Here is a 24,101-nt window from a genome sequence, read left to right as displayed (position 1 = left end):
TTGATGCTTAACAATAAATTGATTTAGTATTAAAATAGTTAATATAGATTAATCAACTTATGTATACTATGAAAAATTTTAGTTTTGTCTTCCTAATTTTTATTATGCTTTTTTCTTGTTCAGATACAAATGACACAGTTTAGCAAATGATAAAAATGAGTTTATTCCGTTAAACTATGTAAAAAGTTATCCTGATGATTTACAATTAGTGAAAGTTATTGAGGAATACAATAAAATTTACAGAGAGTTGAATGGAGATTATAAATACATTGAAATTAAAACTACAGAAATAAATTTTACATATAATGAAAATAATACTATAAGCAATATAAAAAGGTTTTGGATTGAAAAATATTATGAAGTTAATTCAGATGGTAGTAAAGGTGGTGAAATAAAGCGTCCTACATGGGCGGAATATGATTTGCAGTTTTATTATAAAGATGATAAAATAAACTCAATTAAAACCTATGAGCATAAAGTAATCAGTGCTAGTTGTTATTATGAACATGAAACCATTTTTTCTTATAATGATTCAGGACAATTAGGAGAATATACTCAACGATATAAAGATATATCTAACAAAAGACCATGGGAAGAATATAAAGTTGTTTGTAAATATGATAAGAATAAAATTCTAAGAACTCAAATAACTGATGAAACTAAAACAAGCGGAGGTTTTATTAGGGATATTTTATATTCTGTAGTTTTGAATAAATATGGAAATTTTATGAAACTTGAAAGTAATAATGAAAATGCCATTGAAAATGAAACGAAGTTTGATAACAAATACAATCCAAATGACTTAGTGTATCCAAAATACTTATTAGGTTGGACAGATTGCCGATATGGAGTAGGGAATAGACTTGAGACGAATTATTCCCATATTTACAATGAATTTGATTTTCCTTTTGAAAGTAAATATGATTACAATATAGATTACCCTGCTGCTACTGTTTTTGGTACAGTTACAACAACTTATGAGTATAATAAATAATTTTTTGTTTGCTCTTAAAAAATATTCAAATTTAAAACAGATAGATTTAAAGAAGTAAAAGATTCATTTTTAAACAATTATAGCTGTTATTAAATATATACCAAACCTATATGTTTAATAGAGATTAATATATTTGTAAAAATAATTAGATAATAATGTTTAAATATATAGTACTAAGTATTCTGTTTCTTTTCTTGGCTTCATCAGAAGTGTGTGCTCAAAAAAATATAGAAAACCAGCAGTTGTTATGGTTGCGTTATAATCTTAGATTAAAATTAAGCGACTCTTATCAAATAACACAAGAATTTGACGAACGTAATTTTGTGTCGCCATGGAGACAGCATCAATTTTTAGCTAGAACTCGTTTAGAGCGAACTTTTAATAACCGTTGGAAAGCAGCGGTTGGGCTTACTATTATAGAGCAATCGTTACCTGCTAATCCAGAAGTTAAAAACTATCATAATATTACAGAGTTAACCCCTCAATTTGAAGTTTATAATAAGCAAGCACTAACAAATAAACTTGCTTTAGAGCATAGATATTGGACAGATTTTAGATTTTTTGAGCAACCAGATGGCTCCTTTGAATTTAATAATTTAAGAGCACGTTATAGGTTGGAATTACAATACAATGTTGTTGAAACTGTAACTTTAAAAGTATTTGATGAAATTTTTTTAAACGTTGGAAGTAAAATTGTAAATAATGTATTTGATCAAAACCGAGTAGGAGGCAGTGTTCAATATATGCCAACAAAAGCTATGGGATTAGAATTGGGCTATTTTAATTCATTTCAGCAAAGACCAACAGGTGTAGATTTTTATAATAGAAACATTTTTCGGTTCACTATTCATCATAATGTGAATTTTAAAAAATCAAAACTACATGCTTAAATTTTAGTGTGTTTTTAATTTTTTTCCTCAATTAGCTCCACACTAACCACTTGTTTTGTTGGATAAACCGATGGTCCAAATTGATTAAATACTGCCACATCGGCAGCATCATGTCCGAAACCAATAGCTACATAACCACCTTTTCGTCTGTTTTGGGTAGCATCAAACGTGTACCAACGTCCGCCAACATAAGCTTCAAACCATGCATGCATATCCATAGGTTCTAATTTATACAAATAACCTACTACCATGCGCGCAGGAATGCTAAGGTTTCGGCATAAAGCAATACCCAAATGAGCTAAATCTCTGCAAACCCCAGATTGTTTGTAATTAACCTCAATAGCCGAAATAGGGTAGTCGCTACTTCCAGGAATATAACTAATGGTATCTAGCAACCAAGTTTCAATGGCGGCTACTTGGTTGTAGCCCGGTAAATAGTTTGCTGTAATGGTCATTGCTAAATCGCTAAATCTGTCAGATTCGCAATAGCGACTTGGTAATAAATAGCTAAGTACGTCGTGTGGTAAGTTTTGAATTTCCACAAAAGGAGCACCCGGTTCTACATCAACAAACTCAGAAGTTTTAACATCGGCGTTGGTTTTTATAGAAAAGTTTCCAGGAGGTGCTACAAGACGTTGGCACAGGTTTCCGTAATCATCGGTAAATTCAACAACCGGCACGTTTGGTTTTATTTTAAATTCATCGCGAGCCACCCATTGTTGTGAACCGCTCCTGGGGCGGAGCATGAGTATAAAAGGCGTAGGAACTTCTATTTCAAATAATAAGTCGCAACCAATTCGTAACCACATATGTTATTGTATTTTTAATAAGTAAATACCTATTCAAAATTAACTGATTTATTAGATAAATTTTGTTATTTAAATAGTTTTGAATGTTTCAACGTGTATTAAAATACATAATAAAAAATGAATGCCTGTTTATTGGGTTTTTAATAATTCCACAACCCTTTTCATTCCAATTGTTGCATTTTCACTGATAACCGTTAAATTGTAATTGCTTGTTATAGTTGGTTTAGGGTCAATAAAATAAGTTGGAGAGTTTATTGGTACATAATGGCGTAAACCCGCAGCGGGATATACTTGCATAGAGGTGCCAATAATTAGTAAAAAGTCGGCTGTTTGGCATATTTTTTTAGCCTCTTTAATCATAGGTACTTCTTCACCAAACCAAACTATGTGCGGACGTAATTGGTATCCGTTTGGGCAAGTATCGCCTAATTTGATATCTGTTTTACAATCAAAAAAAGTAAAGGCATCTAAAATGTTTCTCGATTTTAGTAATTCACCATGTAAATGAATGACGTTGCTGCTTCCGGCACGCTCGTGTAAATCATCTACATTTTGGGTGATGATGCTTACTTTAAATTGGGTTTCAAGTGCTGCTAAATCAAAATGAGCCTCATTGGGTTCTACTTCGAATAATTGCCTGCGTCGTTGGTTGTAAAAATCTAAAACCAGTTCGGGGTTAGCATCAAAACCTTCTGGGGAGGCTACTTCCATAACGTCATGACCTTCCCATAAGCCATCGGCATCTCTAAAGGTTTTTAATCCACTTTCGGCACTCATGCCTGCAGTATAATAATTTGTGTAAAACAAAATTTTAATTTAACTATCTTTACCTAAACTAAATTTTAGTATATGGAGCAATTAGCGATATACTGCCGTAAATCACAGGAGAATAAGGATAGGGACTCATCTTCTATTGAAGAACAGGAACTTCAAGGCAAGAAACTTGCAAAGGAACTTGGATTAGAACCAGTATTATTTATAGAACAAACTAGTTCGGGTAAATTAGATTTGAAGGATAGACCTATAATGATCGATATGCTACAAAAAATTAGCGTAAAGGGTTCTAGCATCAAAGCTGTATTCGCTTATGACACAAGTAGATTATATAGGAACGACGAAACTAAAGGGCAGTTTTTGACGATAATAAAAAGAAAAAATATAGAATTATATTTTAAAGCAGGCAGGTACGATTGGAACGACCCACACGCCAAGCTTCTACATAACATCTTATCAGCTACAGACGAATTTTTTGTCGATTTAACTTCAATGAAGATTAAAGATACTTTGCGTTCTAAAGCTAAAAATGGTAAGGTAAACGGAGCCGTTCTACCCTATGGGTATGCTAAAGATGAAAACAACTACCTAAAAATAGACAAAGAAGAGTCCAAAATAATAATAAAGATATTTGACGATTTTATAGACGGTAAGACTTCTACCCAAATAAGAAACTGGCTTATAGATAATAAAATACCTACTAGGTATAATAAGATAGGTGGAACAAATAAAATCATTCACAAAGAAAGAAACGAAACCAGAGTATATAAAAAATCAGATTCTGTTTGGACCAACGGAACTATATTACAGTATCTAAGGAATCCAATCTATAAAGGGCAAAGGCGTTGGGGAGAGGAATTTTTTGATGCTCCAATTATAATAGACCCAATAAAATGGGAAAAGGCAAACAAAAGTTATATTAATAGAAATAAAGGTTCTTTAAGGGGCAAAAGTACTGAACATAAATACTTACTTACACCGTTACTACAATGTGGATGTGGACAATCTTTAAATGGGCGTTCTAACAAGCTAGAAAATTATTATGGCTGTGCTGGTAAAAGGTACAAAGAAAAGCGATGTAACTCAAAATATATGCCTATTAGGGTGCTTGATGCTATAATAACTCACTTAGTTTATGGTAAACTGTATGATACAGTTAAAGAATCGTTCTCTGGTAGTAATTCTCAAAAAAGGGAAGAACTTCAGAGTAGAATAAATAACCTTGAATCTGAACTACAAAAAATTGAAACTAATCAAATTAGAATAGAAGATTTATTAGCGGACGGTATTTATACAAAAGACAAGTATCTAAGACAAACTAAAAGATTAGATGATAAGACTAACGACATTAAGATAAAGAAGTCTAATATTGAAGAAAGCTTAAAATCACTAAAAGGAGATACAAATATTTTAGAAGAAATAGATGAACTCACAAATCTTGCTCACTCGCAAATAGACTACCCGTTTGAAGATACACACCCTGATTTAATGAAGAATTTAGCCAATACTATTTTTAAAGGTTATTTGGCGTTAAATTTACCGTTTGAAGAAAAGCAGAAAACTATAAGAAAGTATATCAAAAATATACTTGTAAAGTGGATTCCAGAAAGTAAAATATATGAAATAGTAATTAGTTACAGGTTGCCTATAGATGACGAAATTTATTTGATGGATAGCTTAACACTACACCTTGTAGATGCACAAAAAAGAAAAATACAATGGGTAAACCAAGCCAGATATAATAAGCATAGGGATGTTGCTATTGAAAAAGCTCAAAAGAAATTACAAAAATATGTTTTATAAAACTATTAACCTATATTATAAAAGTAAACTACAATAAGTAAATCTATTATAATTTGTAGGATATTTTTTTAGGAAATTACTTGGAAAAACTATCTTTATAAAAAATACACTTCTAAATTTAAAATTTTAAGAGAGCTAGCTTGTTAAGAGATAAACTATACGATTACAAGGTTTTTTGGGTAATTAAGGGAAAATTCAAATCTCTTAAATTAAAATATAATATTTTAAGGTTTAGGGCTTCTAATGCTTATTTTAAAGAAAGAGAAAAATTCTCGTTAGGTAAAGCTTACTTATCTGAAATATCCATAAATATTATAAGGGCAATATTATTTGTAGGGTTTTTGTATATTATTGAACATTTCACACAAGACGCAATAAGTTCAAATTATACCAATTTGTTTGACTGGTTTAAATGGGTTGTTGATACTATTCCAAAGCCATCCTATCCAGATGGAAGAGATTCTGTAAACGGCTACGTTTCTTTTATAGCTAGTGTCTCAGGACTACTTTTAGCATTGTTTTATCCAATTTTAGCCACTATAGCAAGTACTGGGTACGCTAACGTAAATTCAAGTTTAAGGAATCTTTTATTTGCAGAGCCTGTAACTCAAAATTATTTAAGAGAATTAGCATTTCTGACAGCCTATTCTTTACTTACGTTACTATTAATTATTTTCGGTTTCAACCCAGGTAACCTAATATTAATAATTTTATCTGTTTTAGCACTTAGAAGTCTTTTTAGCTTATTAAAATTGGGGGCAGGAGTCTACAATTTATTTGAGCCTAAAACCCTTTCCAAAATACTAAATAAGGATATTGTCGATAATGTAAAAAATGTCACTGTAAAGGGCGTTTATTGGTATAATATAAATTTTCAAGATTATTTTAGACGTAAATCAGAGAAAAAATTAAAAATTATTAGATTAGTCAATGAGTTAAGTCTTGAGGGAGTTCTGGTAAATAACCAATCATTATTGGATACTATAACACAGACTTTTAACCTATTGAATGTATATTTAACTTATAAGAATCAAATTCCAACTGACAGTAAGTGGTTCAAGGGAAAAGATTATCACAAATCTTATTTTGAGACGGGTGCAGAAAACAGACAACTATCTGTTTCCACCAGCACTTATGTTCAACCAGAACATAGGTCTAATCTTTTTTGGTTTGAAGAAGAAATCCTTAAAATATATGAAGATATTGGAATCAAGGTACTTCCAATTGAAAACGAAAATATTAAACAAGAATATTTAGCCATTTCACTAAACACCTTGCGGTTTCTTGGACATTCGTTTGAATATGATTTAGCAAACAAATTGTTGGTAAAGAATCTGGCATTAACGACAAAGTCGCTAGACCATCAAAGCAAAAGTACATATGATGATTCTAAGTCTAACCTAATTTTAATTGAGACTTTCTTATATGGTCTAAGAAATTTTCAGATTAATTTTTTTGAAAGGATAGAGTTTCTGACAAAAGAAGAGTTCAATGGTCAAATATCAAAAATTAATTGGACTAATAAAGCGTCGGTTTACAAGCTAAATCTTCCAACAAATTTATATTCTTATTTAGAAAAGTACTTTGAAAACATCAAAAATGAAAGATTGGTTGAAAACCTCAGAGTTACTCCAGATTGGTATATCGTTCAACATATTAGTGCGGAATATTTGTTAGCCGTGAATAAAATAATTGACGAAGTTATAACCCAAATTAAAACATTTGCTTTTCCTTTAATAGATAATTGTAAAGAAAATAACAATCCGTTGTTGCTCTCATTTACTAGCCATATCATTTTAGAACTTATAGAGAAAGTGAAATTTAGATTACCACGAACATTAAATGTATTAGAAGGGTTTGAAACAAATAATTTATATAAAGGAGCTTTCAAATGGACATCAATTGATGACAAACAATGTATTAATAAATTGGATGCCTATAAGAACGAGATAATGTCATTAATTTCAAATAATATGTCTCAAGTAGCAATGGTAAAATGGAACGAGAATTATCCCGACGTATTTGCTAGGTCTTATTCGATTATTTCAAATGAAATTGGAAGGTGTTTATACAGTAAAGATATAGAAGGTTTTAAAAGTTTGGTGCCAGACTTTATAAAGGCCTCAATAATTTCATTTCATACATTATATCAAAACTTCAAAGAAAAGTATAGCAGTGAATTAGAGATTAATCATCAAGTTCATTTAGAATTAATGCAGATTTGCGGTATTAGTTATATATATACAAAGTTAACTGGTATTCCGTTTTGGGATATAGTTGTTGAGGAACTTGATAAAATCAAATGGACAGAAACTACTATAAGACTTTTTACGGCTTCTTATTTGTTTGTTAAGTCTAAATTAGGTATTAACATTAACTGGAATGAGAATCAGTTAAGACAAACACAATTACGCAAGCTAATAGAAAATGAGAATATTAACATTGAAGACTATAAAGAAGATATTGTTACATTTAAGTATATCTATTCATCTTCATATCACAAAAATGAATATGAAGAAATTTTTATGGATATGTACTTATTAACTTTTATCGAATCTAAGGAATGGGCAGAGAAATTAAGTAATTTACATAAAAGAGATTTGTTTGATATGATTGTAAGACGAACTAAAACAAAGGATGAGTAATATTAATACTGATAGGGTTTCTATAGAGTTTAAAGAAGATATGGATAGAGATTTTTTCCTGAGACATAATACTTCAATGCTTCTTGATGATTTAAAAGTTTCGAGATACAACTTTAGGGATGATTCTGTGGATTTAAGTATTGATTCTAAAATTGAGGATATTGTCAACATTATTGATGAGAAATTCCCAGATTACAACTTTAACAGTTGGAGAATTGACTTGACAAATACAATTCTAGATTTTTTTGATGTTATTTCAGATGAATTAGTTAAAAATGGTATCTGTGTATTTGAGAAAGTATGCAATAGTGATGACGGAGTTTTTAACTCTTTGAGTATAGTAAATGGAAAAAAGGAAATAAAAAGAAAATTAATAGTACAACAAATTCCTAAAAATATTTCAATTAAAAATAATATTAACAAAAGTGTCTCAATTCCAATTGACAAGTGCTTTGTTTTAGAATTTCCAAAAACAATATGCACTAAAAAACAATATATAAGAATTTTAGACAATGTTAAGAATATTGACAGTAAAGACCCTGTTCTTACTGTAATCAATTCCACAGATTTAAGTAGAACCCAAGGTTATGATGTTTGGGATCATAGAAAAAAGTTAGACTTAATTTTATGGCAAATGACTAAAAAAATTTCTTGGCATCATAGACAGCATTATTCTTCCAAGGAATTGTTTTCTAATTACTATATGACCTTGAAGAACTTGAAATTTTATAAAACTAAGTTAATTTTGGTTGAACATATTTTCAACTTTATAAAGCATGTTATAGAGAATATTTTTGAAGAAACAACCTTTAACTTTAAACTAAAAAAGAGTCTTGAAGATATAGATTTGATTATAGATGATTTTAAAAAAGGTAATTTTACACATCAACAATATATGGGGGTGATTAGTGACTATTTTTAGTATCTAAAAATCAGATTTAAAAAAAAGGAATTTATTTTAAAGCATTAAATACTTACCACTCTCTTATTAGGGCGTTTTTTAAGAGATTAGAGCTATCTAAAGAAACAAATCAACATAAACCTTGGACAAGATTTTCAGGTCCAAAAAAAAGCTTAATTTGAAAGACAGTATATTAATCAAAATTTGTCCCTACTTCAAAATATAACTTAGGAACATAAAAAATAATTTAACGAGAACGAATGAAGCTAATAGTAACCTTTAAACAACCTAATCCAGATTTTGACCAAAAATATGCAAATCAACATCATGCAGGAAAAGAAAGTAACGAGAATATGAAACATCATTGGTCAAAAGGCTATAAGATAAGTGTTAATATAGACGAAGTTATATTGAAAGATGGTACTTTTTTAGTTGATAATTTGTTAGTCGATGAAGATAAAGTTGAATTAAGTCTGCCAAACATGAAAATCCTTGAGTGTGTGTCTAATAGTGCAGTTGTAAATAAGTTTGCTGTGTCTAAAGATTTATTAAAAAAAACACAAAAGACTTATAATGAGAAGTACGATATTATGAGATTTTATTTTTATTTGAATCCCCGAGAAGATTATGTTCAGCTAGGAAAAAATATATACCTATTAGAATCTGATATTCCTAAAGAATTATTAGAATTTAAATAGTTCAGAAATATCTACATTAAGGGCTTTAGAAACACTTAAAAGTGTGGTAGTAGTTGGGTTAGTTCTGCCTGATTCGATACGCCGTAGCGAGCCGTCATCAATATCTAACAAGTCCGAAAGCTCCTTTTGTTTAATTCCTTTCTCTTCTCTAATAGCAATAATGCGATTACCAAGTTTTTTTAAATATTTTTTTTCTTCTAAGGTTAAAGGCATTTCAACTTATTAATGAACGGACAAAGTATATTTTTGGCATCATTAAAAAGAGGGCTTAAATGCCCTGTGTGATATTTTATTTATATATTTGGGTTTGTTTTATGGTAACCCGAAAGGTCACTATTCATTTGAGGATTAAGTTTAACCCCAAAATAATACCGTGAAGAAAATATTTTTATTACTATTTGTTATTATGTTATTTGGTTGTTCATCCTCTAGTGATGAAAATGATTTGCAGTTAAGTAAATCCGAATTATTAATTTTAAATAGCCCTTGGAAACTAACCCACCATGAGGTATTAGAGATTACAGACCTTAATGGAACTAGCGTTACAAAATCTCAAATACAAGGTAGTCTTAATAGTGATACTGCAACAAGAATAATGATATTTAACGATGACGGTACTGGAACAACAGTTTCAGAATACCCAGGGAACAGTCCTTTATATGGAAATTTTACATGGACTATTCCTAACGGAAACAAACTTCAGATTAATGATAATGTAGCTGATTCCTTTACAGTTAATAATAACGAACTAACTTTTACAACTAGTAATGCTGAATATTATCAGTTGGGAACAGTTGTTAAATTCACAGTAAAAACTTTCTATAACAAGAACAACATATAGTATGGCATTTATATATATCGGTATTTTTATACTAATAGTGGTGGTTATTGTAAATATTTCTGATTCTAGTCAAAAACAAAAAACAAGACCCAAGTCGCAACCGCAAAGAGTTACTATGGATAGTATTGAAGCTACTATGAAGTCTCAGGAAGTTGCTATGAAAAAAATTGAGCAACTAACAGAAGCACAATTATATAAAGCCTTAACTTTTGCTATAGAAAATACCCCTGTGGAGATTCAAGAAAATCCTGACTACTTAAAGAAATACATGGATGCTTTTATAGACAAGCAAAAAGAAGTGATGAAGAACTCAATTTTTAGTACTCCAGACCTCATTTCTATTTTAAGTAAGGAACAGATTAACTACTCTATTAACGAAGCTACTAAAAGAGTAGCTAAACATTCTACTTATTTAAATAAGCAATAAATTAGTTACAAAAACTTCTGTTTCACATCTTTCTAAGATAAAAATAAGCAATTACAAACCTAAAATGCACTATTTTTTGATGAAATTAAGGAGAATGTGTGTTGATGTACCTCTATACTATGCAAAATAGGTGTTTATATACTTTTAAAAGACTAGAAACACTTAACAACTTTACTTTTAAAAAAGTTAATATTTAGTCCCAAAAAACATGCTTAATAATCTAATAATAAGCATGTTAAATTTAAATTATTTATCTAAATCAAATTATACCTTCTAATGGTTTTTTGTAGGTTAAAGCAATTAGTTAAAAACTTGGGATTTTAGTCCAAAAACATATAATAAAAGCTATTTTGCCCAAAATGGATTTTTAAGGGTAAATAAGGGTAAATTTCCTTAACAACTTAATATTTGACCAAACCGCATTTTTAATCTATTACCACCCCTGAAAACCCCTGTAATTAAAGGTTATTAAGAGATAATTTTAAGATCAAAAAATTGTTGATTTAAATAAGTGTTTGTTATGCTTTTTTGTAGGGTAAACAATATGTTCAAATTTACTTAAGTTACTGACTGTCTATGAACCTTCCCCCACACAACTTATACGATTTAAATCTTTTTTAGTACCCCTACCAATTGCTTTAAATTTTTTAAGAAACGCAAACTGTAAATGAAAATAAATTTGGTTTTAGTTTGCAAAATCTTCAACATGTTAAATATACTCTATTTTAATAACAATATTCATCAGTGTACTATATTTAGATTATAGTCTAACCATGATACATTTTAAAATTAATTCAACACTATTTTATTGATGTCAAATTATGCTAATAATTACCACCCTAAAATTAGCATACTAAATAAGTAAAATGTATATTTACCTAACACTAAATGTTTCACTATGAAAGCACGTTATAACCGCATAAGCACCGCAAACCAAAACATTGAAAGGCAACTAGCCAAAGAAAATCCAAACGAAGTTATATATAACGATGTTATTAGTGGTTCAGTTCCATTTGCAAAACGTCCGAAGGGTTCTGAACTATTTGAAGCTGTTAACAATGGTACAATTAACTATATCAGTGTCTCATCAATTGACCGTCTGGGCAGAAACACATTAGATATACTAAAAACACTTGAATTGTTCAATAATAAAGGTGTTACTCTTAAAGTTGATAATTTGGGTATTGAAAGCATAACCAACGGCAAACCAAATCAAGTATTTAATCTAATTATAAGTGTTATGAGTAATGTTAGTGAAATGGAGCGTGAAACACTTTTAGAACGTCAGCGTGAGGGTATTGCATTAGCTAAATTAAAAGGAGTTTACAATGGGAGAGTTAAGGGAAGTACCGAATCAAGAGATGAATTTCTAAATAAATATAAAAAGGTTGTTAGGCAACTAAATAAGGGTAAATCTTTACGAGATATTGTTGATATATGTGGCGTTAGCCTTGGTACAGTACAAAAGGTTAAAAGCGTATATTTAAAAGATACCAATTAGAAAGAATTAAACGAATATATAAAAATTTAAAGTACCAATACAGGCACTTGTTTACTATTAATTTGAAATAATATTTCATGAACAAATATATTTTTAGTTGACAATTGTTATGCTGCTATCAGATAGCCTTTTTGTTGACTGTAAACCTCTAGAACATCCTTCCACCGTCTTTTGATTGTACTTAGACTTAGTTTAGATTTTTCTGCTAACTCTTTTTGGGTCATTCCTTCCGTATATAATTTTATAACAGTTTTAAGACCTTTATTTACTAAAGACTTACCCCTCTCTTTGTTAAATATTTCTGTTTTTTCTTGAGGAGTTAAATCGTAATCTGGGTTCCAGAATATCTTTTCATATTTTTTGCGTCCCTTGAAAATTGAAGGGGATGCTATTACTTTATCTATAATATCTTCTATTTTCTGAAAAGACTCTAATCTTTCTTCAGTCATATTATAGACATGAAATAAAGGAGCATAGTAATGATAAATCTCGTTAGCAAGAGATATTAACCTGTCTTTATTTGCTTTAGTGCATACGTGATAACCGTTAAGAATACCTTTTAAAACTCGATAGAAGTGATTTATCGAGTTTGTTCTTTTAGTGGGTAATAATACCTGCATATACTCAAATTTACCTCTTAAAAAAGGCTCTCCATTAAAATCTTGACTATATAAAACGCTATTAATATTAGAGGTTAATACATTGCCAAATGGTTTGTGGTATATTTTTCTTTTGTTTGGCTCGAGATAATCTATTCTAATACCAGGTAAATTTATACCTAAAGTAAAAAGAGCATACAGTTCCTCTTTCGTATTGAAATCAGGGGAAATAATTTTACTCTCCATATTTTTAAAAGATTTATTTAATATTTTATGTAAAATTATTGCTTAAGTTACTTACTCGCAATTTCGTCACAAAAACCCATGATTCTCTACTAAATTAATAGGAATTAGGGGGTAGTTCAACTTTATATTATTATATATATACTGTGTGACACCTTCTTTATAGTCGATTTTATACTAAATCACTTTTATTTACATTCTTTAGTGGGTAAACTTCGGTTTTAGATACAAAAAAGCAAAAAGCCCCAAAAAAAGCCCTAAAGGTGGATGAAAAACGTGCCAAGGCACTAGAATTAACCACCTATTTAGATTAGTCTTTTTAAAGTATTATGTGCCAGTCCGTCCTAATTTTTACTTTACTTCTAATATTTTAAAGATTAGATGGCACGTAGATAGCTATACCTTTACTATCTTTTTTTATGTTTAGGTTTACCCAACTATGATAGGTTTATCTAAATGGCGGTTGGGCTATCAAGTATAAGAGTATTTTAAGAGTAGAGTTTTTAACGCCTATTTCCTATACCTATCACAATATGCTTATCTAAGTAATGTGAATTTAGCCTACAATTTTAGATTGGGAAATACCGAGGGTTATACATAAAAATCGTTGGTTTAAATTTGTTGCCAACAAATATTTTTACAGCACCTGTAAGTACAACTAAATGTTTCATGTATATTCTTTTTGTCATTCTCGCCAAGACGGAACCTATTCAAAAATAAGCAAATTTACCGTCATTGCGAGGATGCTTTAAGCAATCTGTTTGTTTTTTGTTTCCATATATATAATTACTTTTGAACTATGATAGACTTGAAACTCTTAGGGCATCTGGAAACTTTTTTAACCGAAGCACGCAAAGAAAAATTTGAAAAAGTATTAGCGCAACGCACCAAACATTTTACAGTGGCTACCGAAGATGTGTACCAATTGCATAACACCAGTGCGGTAATACGGAGTTGTGATATTTTTGGAATTCAGGAAGTTAATATAGTTGAAGAACGAAACTCAAAGCGTATTGATAGGGAAATTGCAATGGGTGCCCAAAAATGGGTAGATTTAAATCGGTTCCATACGGTGAAAGATTGTATTGCCGATTTAAAACAAAAAGGCTACCAAATTGTGGCTACCACGCCACATAACAACGATTGTGAACTGCACGAATTTGATGTAACAAAAAAGTCGTGTTTTTTCTTTGGAAGGGAAACGGAAGGCTTATCGGAAGAGGTTTTAAATGCCGCTGATTGTTATTTGAAAATACCGATGGTTGGTTTTACCGAAAGTTTGAATATATCGGTAAGTGCAGCTATTATTTTGCAACATGTGACGACGAAACTGAAGCAGACAAATATTGATTGTAGGTTAACGGAAGCAGAGTTGGTTGAAAAACGTTTGGATTGGATCAAGAAAACGATTAAAAGTTACGATGAAATTGTATCACGTTATTACAGTGAATGATTTTTTTATTACTTTTAAGTTTATAAAAATAAATGCGTTATGATGGCGTTGCTTTATGTTTTTATAGGTGTTGTAGTTTCGCTAATAATTGTTATGTTTATAGCCCCTCAAAACTTCGAACTGAACAGGAGCATTATTATTAGGAAACCTGTGTCTGAAGTTTTTCAATATTTAAAATATATTAAGAATCAGGACGATTGGTCTCCTTGGAAAAAGAAAGACCCTAACATGAAACAAAGTTATGTTGGTACCGATGGCAATATAGGTTTTATTTCTAAATGGGAGGGGAATAAGGACGTAGGGATGGGGGAACAGGAGATTTTAAGCATTACTGAAAACGAAAGTGTAAATTCTAAATTACGCTTTTTTAAACCATGGAAATCGGAATCGGATGCCTATTTGAGGCTTACGGAATTAAGTGTGTCGCAAACCAAAGTTACATGGGGATTTATGGGTAAAAATCCCATACCCTTTAATGTTTTTATGCTGTTTTTTAATATGGATAAAACGGTAGGGAAAGATTTTGAAGAAGGTTTGGCTAGTTTAAAACAAATTCTAGAAAAACAATAATTTACTAGAAATAAAAAAAGAAGCGATTTGCTTCCTTTTTTATTTAAATTTTATTTTCGGTTTCTATTTAAAACCTTGTATTCTTCATAACATTCGCTAATAGCATCCAGTATTTGAAGATCGTTTGCAGTTTGTATAAACCCTTTAGAATAATTGCACTGGCTAACAATTTCATCTAAATCAATCCGGTCAACTTGCAGTAACGCCATAAGCATTTCTCTATCAAAACGAGAAGCCAAAAGGTTTCTTATTTCATCATCTTCCTTCATCTTTTTTAACTTACGCATTTCGTTTGGATTTTTACCAAACATACGATGTAGAAAATCGGCAGGATTAAAAATAGACCCGATAATTTTTGTAATGGTTGATGATTTTCCAGCTTCATATCCGCTGGGTAAACCAGAAATACTATACCTGTAATTATTGTTAATTATTGGAACTTGTTTAATGTCTACTTCTAAGTATCCCGTTAATTTTAATTGGTTTACAATTATTTCTTCAAGTGCCAAGGCTAATTCGGTAAGCTCAATTTTAGAACTGCCAAACTTTAACCAATCGTTGGTAACACGTACTTTTATAGATTTAAAACCTAAATACGATAAATGTAGTGTATCGTTTACTTTTGCAACAATTTGAAAACTTCCTTGGTTATTGGTTGATGTCCCTTTTACTTGATTGAGGTTAACAATGTTGACATTTTCTAAAGGTTCACCATTAGATGAGTTTACAACAACTCCCATAACACTATTTATTTCTTGTGCCATGGTTATAGCCGAAATAAATAAACATATAAAAAGGAGTAGGTAATTCTTCATGTAATTGATCGGTTAACGTAAAATATCGTCATAAAAGTACTAAACGAAACACTAAAATCTAATTTCTAGGTTTATTTTGACTTAAAATTAACAAAAGCGTTTAATTAGCGTCTTGACCGTCTTGGTCTTGAAATACCCGTATCACTTGGTTTTGAATCGCCACCAGAACGTCTTGCAGCTCTGTTTGGTGCAGAACCGTTTGATTTGAAATCGCCACCAGAGCGTCTTGGTCTAGACTCGTCGCTACCTCTTCTTTCGCCTCTGTTTCCAGAATCACCTCTAGAACTAGATCTACGTTCTCCACCACCACGTCTTTCACCACTTTTTTTATCATCACGTCTTCCACCACCACGTCTGTCGTTGCGTCTTCCGCCACCACCACGGTTTTCAGAAACTTCAACATTTACAAAGCGTCCGTTGTGTTTGTAATCGGTAAAGAATGCTAGTATTTTATCTTTTAATTCATTTTCAGTATTGAAGAATGAGAAACTGTCTTTAACTTCCACTTTAAACACATCATCTCTACCAAGCTCTAAAACTTCTTTTAAGAAGTCTTTTAACTGCATCCAATCAAAACCATCTTTACTACCAACGTTTATAAAATATCTGGTAGAATCAGAACTTCCACCAAAATCGCGTCCACCATCACGTCCATTATCTCTATCACGCACATCAGCATCCGAAATATTAAGGTTTTTAGATTTTTGGTAATAATTGAAGAAACGTGTAAACTCAACCGAGAAGAATTTTTTAATTAATTCGTCTTTTGAAGTGTCTTCAAACAATTCGTTGATGCTTGCTAAATGTTTGTCTATTTCGTGATTGATTTCTGTATTGTGAATTTTATTGGCAAGCGACATTAACTGCACTTCACAAATCTCAGAACCATCAGGAATGTCTTTTTTCTCAAAAGCTTTATTGATAATACGCTCGATGCTTTTTATTTTACGTACCTCACTTTTAGAAACAATAACCATAGAAACCCCAGTTTTTCCGGCACGACCTGTACGTCCAGAACGGTGTGTATAGGTTTCAATTTCATCAGGAAGTTGGTAATTTATTACGTGTGTAATATCATCTACATCAATACCACGGGCAGCGACATCAGTAGCCACAAGCATTTGGATTTGGTTATTTCTAAACGATTTCATTACCAAATCGCGTTGGTTTTGGCTTAAATCGCCATGTAAAGCACCAGCGCTATAACCATCTTCAATTAAGCGTTCGGCAACTTTTTGTGTATCGTTTTTAGTTCTACAGAAAACCACCGAGAAAATATCAGGATTCGCATCTGCTAAGCGTTTTAAAGCATCGTAACGGTCTCTGGAATTTACTAAATAATACTCATGTGAAACCTGACTTGTACTTTCGTTTTTATTTCCAACAGTAATTTCCTGGGGATTTTCCATGAATTTCTTAGCAATAACCGCAACTTCTCTTGGCATAGTTGCAGAAAATAACCACGTGCATTTATCTTCAGGTGTATTTGAAAGAATATCGGTAATATCTTCATAAAAACCCATATTCAGCATTTCGTCAGCTTCATCTAAAACAGCATATTCTATTTTAGAAATGTCAACTAACTTTCTGTTAATCATATCTTTAATACGTCCAGGAGTTGCCACAATAATTTGTGCGCCTTTTTTGACGTCTCTCGCTTGGTCCGTAATGCTAGAACCACCGTAAACAGCAACCACGTTTAAGCCCTTACAGTATTTACCGTAAAGTTTCATTTCGTTGGTAATTTGTAAACAAAGTTCGCGTGTAGGCGATAAAATTAAGCCTTGTGTAGTTCTGCTATCTACATTAATTTTGTGAAGCATCGGGAAACCAAAGGCAGCTGTTTTTCCTGTTCCTGTTTGGGCTAATGCCACTAAATCGGTTTCAGATTCTAATAAAATTGGGATTGCTTTGCTTTGTACTTCACTTGGTTTTGTAAAACCTAAATCGGTAATAGCGTGTAAAAGATCCTCATTAAGACCTAAATCTTGGAATGTGTTCATTCTGTTATATAAGTATTCGATTGTTTTATGTGGTGTTACATAAGAAGCGAATCGACATACTTAAACCTAACCTTCTAGTAACACATCCTCACTCTGAGGAATTATTTCAAGCGGCAAAGGTACACATTTATTTTAAATTTTAACTATGTTATGATTTCCTTATGAATTAAGGATAAGATCTTACCTAAAATGGGGTTTTGATTGTCTTTGTTCCAAATGACTGATAGTGTGGTTCTTTGTGGGATTTTAGTGAGTTCAATAAACTTAATGTTGGCATTATTTTCCGTTTGAAGTGACTTAGGGACAATAGAAATACCGAAATTGTTTTCAACCAATTTATAGATAGAACCCGCGTGTATGGTGTTATGTGAAACCAGCGGATTAAACCCGTTGCCATCAAAAATTTCCATCACTTTTTCATAGTAAGAAGCACTGTATTCGGGGTCGAATAGGATGAAATGTTCTTCTTTACACTGTGATAGTGTTTTAAAATTTGTAGCGTCAAGAGGGTGGTTTTTATGAAGTACCAAACAAAACGGTTCCTTTACAATAGGGTAAAGTTCCAAGCCTCTTGGTGCTTTTTCTAACCGAACAAACCCAATATCAATATCTTGAGCCAGTAAACCTTCTATTTGTTTATTGTTGTCCATCTCCTTAAGGCTAAACAAAATGTTAGGGTGCGTTTTGGTAAAACTTAATAGTAATTCGGGTATTATTTTTTGCATAGCCGAACCTACATAACCAAAGTTTAATTGCCCATCCTTGCCATCCTCCAGCAACTTCGCATGGTGTAAAATACCATCTAAACTTTTAAGGTTTTTGGTGAGTTCTGTTTTTAAATATAAGCCTACAGCTGTTAATTTTACGTTTCGGTTATGGCGTTCAAAGAGTTTAACACCTAAGCTTTCTTCCATTTCTTTTATTTGCCTGCTTAAACCAGGTTGCGAAATATATAGGATTTCTGCAGCTTTTCTAAAGTGCAAATGTTCGGCAACAGCCAAAAAATATTTTAAGTGCCTGTATTCTATTTGATAACCCATGATTATTAATTAGGTTAATAAATGGTCTTGTTGAGTATCAAATTTATCGATAATTTTGTAATGAACGTAGCTAATACGTAACTTTTTAATCAAATTATAAAACCATGTTTGTTTACGGAACGGATAGATTAACGGTAACTCATGTCATGGACATTGCTAATGGGAGTTTAAAAGGCGTCTTGTCTGAATATGTGATTTCTAAAATTAAAGATTCCAGACGAAAAGTGGAGATTTTGGCGGCTTCTAATAAGGCTGTTTATGGTATTAATACAGGTTTCGGGCCTCTATGCGATGTTAAAATTTCTCCAGACGAAACCAGTCTACTTCAAAAAAATCTTCTTATAACCCATGCCGTTGGTGTTGGAAATCCTATTGGCAAAGAATTATCAAAAATCATGATGATTTGTAAAGTACACGCTTTAAGCAAAGGCTTTTCGGGCATTCGCTTAGAAGTTATTGAGCGCATTATTTATTTTATTGAACATGATTTGTTACCCGTAGTACCCGAACAAGGTTCGGTGGGGGCTTCTGGCGATTTGGCACCTTTGGCTCATTTGTTTTTACCATTAATTGGTGAAGGTGAATTTTGGATTGGTAATGATATAGTTCCTGCAAAAACACTTTTGGAAAAGCAAGATTTAAAACCAATTCAATTACAAGCTAAAGAAGGGTTGGCACTTATAAACGGTACCCAATTTATTTTGGCACATGCTATTACAGGACTTCATAGAATGGCGTATTTGCTTGATTTAGCTGATATTGCTGGTGCCATGAGTTTAGAAGGCTATCAAGGAAGTGAATCTCCTTTTAAAGAATTGTTACACAGCATCCGTCCATTTAAAGGAAATTTGGAAGTAGCCAAACGCATGCGTATGTTGTTTAAGAATTCTAAAAATATCAAGTCACATAAAAATTGTGCACGTGTGCAAGACCCTTATTCTATGCGCTGTATTCCGCAGGTACATGGAGCTTCAAGAAATGCATACTATCATTTGGAAGAACTGACCAACATTGAAATGAATTCGGTAACCGACAACCCTATTGTTTTAAGCGACACCGAAGCCATTTCTGGAGGTAATTTTCACGGGCAACCACTAGCCATGGCATTAGATTATGCATCAATTGCCGCATCCGAATTAGGAAATATTTCCGATAGACGATGCTATTTATTAATTGAAGGCAAATATGGATTGCCACGATTATTAACAGCAAGTGGCGGCTTAAATTCAGGTTTCATGATACCGCAATATACCACAGCGGCTTTAGTGACCGAGAATAAATCTTTGTGTTTTCCACCTTCAGCAGATAGTATTCCTACCTCATTGGGGCAAGAAGACCATGTGTCTATGGGGAGTATTTCTGGACGTCAATTCAACCAAATATTAGGGAATATTGAAAAAATATTGGCCATCGAACTTATGTACGCTGCCCAAGCCATGGAATTCAGGCGTCCAAATACTTTTTCGGATATTATTGAGAAGAACTTTCGAATGGTACGCAGGAAAGTAGCAAAATTAGAAGAAGACCGCCTACTTAAAAACGATATAGACGCTTTGGTTACTTTGGTTAGAAATCGCGCATTTATAGTAAATTAAAGGATATATGACTTTTAAAGCAAACATATTACAAGGTATTCCAACGGAGTTACCACCGCCATATCGGTTTACGATAAATGTGAATCGCGCTCCCAAACGAAAGGATGTGTTATCTAATGAAGAAAAAAAACTAGCTATAAAAAATGCACTTAGGTATTTTCCTAAAGATTGGCACGAAGTGTTGGCTGTAGAATTTGCCCAGGAACTTCAAGATTTTGGTCGTATTTATATGTATCGCTTCAAACCAACATATAAAATACATGCACGACCCATTTCAGAATATCCAGCAAGGTCTAAACAGGCAGCAGCCATTATGCTGATGATTCAAAATAATTTAGATCCTGCAGTGGCGCAACACCCCGAGGAATTAATAACTTATGGAGGGAACGGCGCTGTTTTTCAAAATTGGGCGCAGTACTTGTTGACCATGCACTATTTAGCAATTATGACAGAAGAACAAACCTTGCATATGTATTCGGGACACCCTATGGGTTTATTTCCTTCTTCAAAAAATGCGCCAAGAGTGGTGGTTACCAATGGGATGATGGTTCCTAATTATTCAAAGCCAGACGACTGGGAAAAATTTAATGCCTTGGGTGTTACGCAATATGGGCAAATGACAGCTGGTTCGTTTATGTATATAGGACCGCAAGGCATTGTACACGGTACTACTATTACTGTTATGAATGCTTTTAGAAAAATTTTAAAAAGTGGAGAAAACCCCAATGGTAAGATATTTTTAACCGCTGGATTGGGAGGTATGAGTGGCGCACAACCTAAAGCGGGTAACATTGTGGGGTGTATCACAATTTGTGCAGAAGTAAATGCTAAAGCGGCTACCAAACGCTATGAACAAGGTTGGGTAGATGTATTGGTTGATAATTTAAACGATTTGGTAGCTTGTGTTAAATCCGCTCAAAACAACAAAGAAGTAGTTTCTATCGCCTTTATTGGTAATATTGTAGATGTTTGGGAACGTTTTGATGAAGAAAATATTTTTATTCACGTCGGATCCGACCAAACCTCTTTGCATATTCCTTGGACGGGTGGTTATTATCCAGTAGGTTTATCATATGAAGCATCCAACCGATTGATTCGTGAAGAACCAGAAGTGTTTAAAGAAAAAGTTCAAGAATCATTACGAAGACATGCGGAAGCGATAAACAAACATGTTGCAAAAGGCACCTATTTTTTCGATTATGGTAATGCATTTTTATTAGAAGCATCGCGAGCTGGAGCCGATGTGATGGCAGATAATAACATCGATTTTAAATATCCATCCTATGTGCAGGATATTTTAGGCCCCATATGTTTCGATTATGGGTTTGGACCATTCCGTTGGGTTTGTACTTCTGGGAAACCAGAAGATTTAGATAAAACTGATACAATGGCAATGGAAGTACTTCAGGAAATTATGAATAGTGCTCCTGAAGAAATTCAATTGCAAATGCAAGATAACATCACTTGGATAAAGGATGCAAAGAAGAATAAGATGGTAGTAGGTTCACAGGCACGAATTTTATATGCCGATGCTGAAGGGCGTACTAAAATAGCCCAAGCTTTTAATAATGCCATTGCCCTAGGAGAAATTGGCCCTGTGGTTTTAGGGCGTGATCATCATGATGTGAGTGGCACCGATTCTCCCTATCGTGAAACTTCCAATATTTATGATGGCAGTAAATTTACGGCAGATATGGCTATTCATAACGTAATAGGTGATAGCTTTAGAGGCGCGACGTGGGTATCCATACATAATGGTGGTGGCGTTGGTTGGGGAGAAGTGATTAATGGTGGTTTCGGCATGTTATTGGATGGTACAAAAGAAGCCGAAGCCCGATTAAAAAGCATGTTGTTTTTTGATGTAAACAATGGAATTGCACGTAGAAGTTGGGCAAGAAACGATGAGGCACTTTTTGCTATAAAACGCGAAATGGCACGTACACCAAATCTAAAAGTAACCATGCCCAATATGGTAGATAATCAACTATTGGAAAACCTATTTTAATGCGAACGCTATTTAAAAACATAAAGGAATTACTTCAAATTCGAGACGAATCGATAAAATTTGTTTCGGGGAAAGCCATGGTGGAATTACCCACCATAAAAAATGCCTATTTGTTAGTGGAAGATGGTATCATCAAAGAATTTGGTAGTATGGCGAATTGCCCAAAAACAGAAGTAAACAATCTGGTTGATGCCACTGGAAAAATGTTATTACCAACATGGTGCGATTCGCATACCCACCTCGTTTATGCAGGCAACAGAGAAAGCGAGTTTGTCGATAAAATTAAAGGACTTTCCTATCAAGAAATCGCCAATAAAGGCGGTGGCATTCTAAATTCAGCCAAAGCACTTCAAGAAACACTCGAAGACGATTTATACCAGCAAAGTAAAACACGTTTGGAAGAAATAATGGCTTTAGGTACGGGTGCGGTTGAAATTAAATCGGGTTACGGTTTAACTCTAGAAGCCGAATTAAAAATGCTGCGCGTTATAAAACGCTTAAAACAAAACTATCAATTACCAATTAAAGCCACTTTTTTAGGTGCACATGCCGTTCCTTTAGAATATAAAGACGACAAAGCGGGTTATATACAATTGCTTATCGAAACCATGTTGCCACAAATAGCCGAAGCTCAATTAGCCGAATACATCGATGTGTTTTGCGAAACGGGATATTTCACTGTTCAAGACACCGATCGTATTTTAGAAGCTGGAAAACAATACGGTCTCATTCCTAAAATTCACGTCAACCAATTCACATCCATTGGTGGCGTACAAATAGGTGTAAAGTATCACGCCCTTTCAGTGGATCATTTAGAGGAAATGCGCGATGAAGATATTCAAGTATTAAAAAACACACAAACCATGCCTGTAGCCCTACCCGGTTGTTCGTTTTTTTTAGGAATTCCCTACACACCCGCACGAAAAATGATGGATGCCGGTTTACCTTTAGCTTTAGCAACCGACTATAACCCTGGTTCATCACCATCAGGAAATATGAATTTTGTAGTATCAACATCCTGTATAAAAATGAAATTAACGCCCGAAGAAGCTATCAATGCCGCCACCATAAATGGCGCTTATGCTATGGGTTTGGAAAAAGTAGTAGGTAGTATAACCGTTGGTAAAAAAGCCAATTTAATACTTACCAAACCAATAAACTCGTATGGTTTTATGCCTTATGCTTTTGGTGCAAACCAAATTGATAAGGTATTTATAAATGGAATAGCAATATGATTTTTGGGCGTTTTAACACGCTTTCACTACTCGCTCCCTCCTGTGTCGGGGAGCTCAAACATGCCGTTCAATCGTTAACGCACCTGTTTGCTAAATTTATTCCATTGGAAAATAATTCACTATCTATTGTCATGTCGAAATGAGGTATGATTGAGACATCGCAAAAAGTTGGTAAATTTAAGCTGCATTTTGTTACACTAAATCTTTGAGATGATACAAATAATGAGATTTCTCCTAACGTCCAAATGGTATAGTTGACG

Annotated in this window: 21 protein-coding genes; 14 read left to right on the top strand and 7 right to left on the bottom strand. The window is 32.7% G+C overall.

Translation table 11 applies throughout. From position 1 onward, the window contains the following. The first annotated feature begins 208 nt into the window (after positions 1 to 208). Positions 209 to 994 (top strand): hypothetical protein, encoded by a 786-nt coding sequence (locus VP395_RS11375; RefSeq protein ID WP_346242132.1) that lies wholly within the window; start codon positions 209 to 211, stop codon positions 992 to 994. A 155-nt stretch (positions 995 to 1,149) separates the two neighbouring features. Further along, positions 1,150 to 1,884: a DUF2490 domain-containing protein gene (locus VP395_RS11370; RefSeq protein WP_346242131.1), complete on the top strand. Its 735-nt coding sequence runs from the start codon at positions 1,150 to 1,152 to the stop codon at positions 1,882 to 1,884. A gap of 14 nt (positions 1,885 to 1,898) precedes the next feature. Here VP395_RS11370 and VP395_RS11365 read toward each other — a convergent pair whose 3' ends face one another. Both VP395_RS11365 and VP395_RS11360 read right to left on the bottom strand, forming a co-directional pair. After that, positions 1,899 to 2,693 carry a transglutaminase-like domain-containing protein gene (locus tag VP395_RS11365; protein WP_346242130.1) on the bottom strand — a complete coding sequence of 265 codons (795 nt, stop codon included), beginning with the start codon at positions 2,691 to 2,693 and terminating at the stop codon, positions 1,899 to 1,901. 129 nt (positions 2,694 to 2,822) lie between these two features. Beyond that, positions 2,823 to 3,470, bottom strand: a complete 648-nt coding sequence (locus VP395_RS11360; RefSeq protein ID WP_346242282.1) for an SIR2 family NAD-dependent protein deacylase — start codon at positions 3,468 to 3,470, stop codon at positions 2,823 to 2,825. Between the two features lie 72 nt (positions 3,471 to 3,542). Between VP395_RS11360 and VP395_RS11355 the strand changes: the two genes are divergently transcribed. The 4 genes from VP395_RS11355 to VP395_RS11340 all read left to right on the top strand — a co-directional run bounded on the left by VP395_RS11355 (position 3,543) and on the right by VP395_RS11340 (position 9,514). Then, positions 3,543 to 5,270, top strand: coding sequence for a recombinase family protein (locus VP395_RS11355; RefSeq protein WP_346242129.1), 1,728 nt, complete (start codon positions 3,543 to 3,545; stop codon positions 5,268 to 5,270). Positions 5,271 to 5,410: 140 nt separating this feature from the next. After that, a complete protein-coding gene (locus VP395_RS11350) occupies positions 5,411 to 7,915 on the top strand; it encodes a hypothetical protein (protein WP_346242128.1) in 2,505 nt (834 codons plus the stop codon). Beyond that, positions 7,908 to 8,837, top strand: a complete 930-nt coding sequence (locus tag VP395_RS11345; protein WP_346242127.1) for a hypothetical protein — start codon at positions 7,908 to 7,910, stop codon at positions 8,835 to 8,837. The genes VP395_RS11350 and VP395_RS11345 overlap by 8 nt, the downstream gene beginning before the upstream one ends. 239 nt (positions 8,838 to 9,076) lie before the next feature. After that, a complete protein-coding gene (locus tag VP395_RS11340) occupies positions 9,077 to 9,514 on the top strand; it encodes a hypothetical protein (RefSeq protein ID WP_346242126.1) in 438 nt (145 codons plus the stop codon). Here VP395_RS11340 and VP395_RS11335 read toward each other — a convergent pair. Then, on the bottom strand, positions 9,500 to 9,727 hold the full coding sequence (locus tag VP395_RS11335) for a helix-turn-helix domain-containing protein (protein WP_346242125.1): 228 nt from the start codon (positions 9,725 to 9,727) through the stop codon (positions 9,500 to 9,502). The two genes, VP395_RS11340 and VP395_RS11335, sit on opposite strands and share 15 nt — an antisense overlap. A gap of 160 nt (positions 9,728 to 9,887) precedes the next feature. Between VP395_RS11335 and VP395_RS11330 the strand changes: the two genes are divergently transcribed. The 3 genes from VP395_RS11330 to VP395_RS11320 all read left to right on the top strand — a co-directional run bounded on the left by VP395_RS11330 (position 9,888) and on the right by VP395_RS11320 (position 12,283). Further along, positions 9,888 to 10,355, top strand: coding sequence for a hypothetical protein (locus VP395_RS11330; protein WP_346242124.1), 468 nt, complete (start codon positions 9,888 to 9,890; stop codon positions 10,353 to 10,355). Position 10,356: 1 nt separating this feature from the next. Continuing rightward, positions 10,357 to 10,782 carry a hypothetical protein gene (locus VP395_RS11325; protein WP_346242123.1) on the top strand — a complete coding sequence of 142 codons (426 nt, stop codon included), beginning with the start codon at positions 10,357 to 10,359 and terminating at the stop codon, positions 10,780 to 10,782. Between the two features lie 898 nt (positions 10,783 to 11,680). Then, complete coding sequence (locus VP395_RS11320) at positions 11,681 to 12,283, top strand: recombinase family protein (protein WP_346242122.1); 603 nt, start codon at positions 11,681 to 11,683, stop codon at positions 12,281 to 12,283. A 107-nt stretch (positions 12,284 to 12,390) separates the two neighbouring features. Here the strand turns inward: VP395_RS11320 and VP395_RS11315 are convergent, their stop codons facing one another. Next, a complete protein-coding gene (locus VP395_RS11315; protein ID WP_346242121.1) occupies positions 12,391 to 13,128 on the bottom strand; it encodes a helix-turn-helix domain-containing protein in 738 nt (245 codons plus the stop codon). Positions 13,129 to 13,924: 796 nt separating this feature from the next. On the opposite strand from VP395_RS11315, the gene VP395_RS11310 reads away from it, so the two are divergent. Then, positions 13,925 to 14,578, top strand: a complete 654-nt coding sequence (locus tag VP395_RS11310; RefSeq protein ID WP_346242120.1) for a TrmH family RNA methyltransferase — start codon at positions 13,925 to 13,927, stop codon at positions 14,576 to 14,578. Positions 14,579 to 14,617: 39 nt separating this feature from the next. Beyond that, positions 14,618 to 15,148, top strand: coding sequence for an SRPBCC family protein (locus tag VP395_RS11305; RefSeq protein ID WP_346242119.1), 531 nt, complete (start codon positions 14,618 to 14,620; stop codon positions 15,146 to 15,148). A 50-nt stretch (positions 15,149 to 15,198) separates the two neighbouring features. Here the strand turns inward: VP395_RS11305 and VP395_RS11300 are convergent, their stop codons facing one another. The 3 genes from VP395_RS11300 to VP395_RS11290 form a co-directional block, all read right to left on the bottom strand. Then, on the bottom strand, positions 15,199 to 15,963 hold the full coding sequence (locus tag VP395_RS11300) for a carboxypeptidase-like regulatory domain-containing protein (RefSeq protein WP_346242118.1): 765 nt from the start codon (positions 15,961 to 15,963) through the stop codon (positions 15,199 to 15,201). Between the two features lie 104 nt (positions 15,964 to 16,067). Beyond that, positions 16,068 to 17,966, bottom strand: coding sequence for a DEAD/DEAH box helicase (locus VP395_RS11295; protein WP_346242117.1), 1,899 nt, complete (start codon positions 17,964 to 17,966; stop codon positions 16,068 to 16,070). Between the two features lie 143 nt (positions 17,967 to 18,109). Beyond that, positions 18,110 to 19,006 carry a LysR family transcriptional regulator gene (locus VP395_RS11290; protein WP_346242116.1) on the bottom strand — a complete coding sequence of 299 codons (897 nt, stop codon included), beginning with the start codon at positions 19,004 to 19,006 and terminating at the stop codon, positions 18,110 to 18,112. Between the two features lie 104 nt (positions 19,007 to 19,110). Here VP395_RS11290 and hutH point away from each other — a divergent pair, with 104 nt between their 5' ends. Genes hutH through hutI form a run of 3 tightly spaced genes read left to right on the top strand, consistent with a single transcriptional unit; the run spans position 19,111 to position 23,841 of the window. Further along, entirely contained in the window at positions 19,111 to 20,601 is a 1,491-nt protein-coding gene (gene hutH, locus VP395_RS11285; RefSeq protein ID WP_346242115.1) for a histidine ammonia-lyase, read from the top strand. Positions 20,602 to 20,608: 7 nt separating this feature from the next. After that, positions 20,609 to 22,606, top strand: coding sequence for a urocanate hydratase (gene hutU / locus VP395_RS11280; RefSeq protein ID WP_346242114.1), 1,998 nt, complete (start codon positions 20,609 to 20,611; stop codon positions 22,604 to 22,606). Beyond that, complete coding sequence (hutI, locus tag VP395_RS11275; RefSeq protein WP_346242113.1) at positions 22,606 to 23,841, top strand: imidazolonepropionase; 1,236 nt, start codon at positions 22,606 to 22,608, stop codon at positions 23,839 to 23,841. Before hutU ends, hutI begins: the two co-directional genes overlap by 1 nt. Positions 23,842 to 24,101 lie beyond the last annotated feature (260 nt).

This window comes from Mariniflexile soesokkakense (assembly GCF_039650365.1).
Classification (GTDB): domain Bacteria; phylum Bacteroidota; class Bacteroidia; order Flavobacteriales; family Flavobacteriaceae; genus Mariniflexile; species Mariniflexile soesokkakense.
Note: the sequence above shows the minus strand (reverse complement) of the source record. Positions and strands in the feature narration are given on the sequence as shown.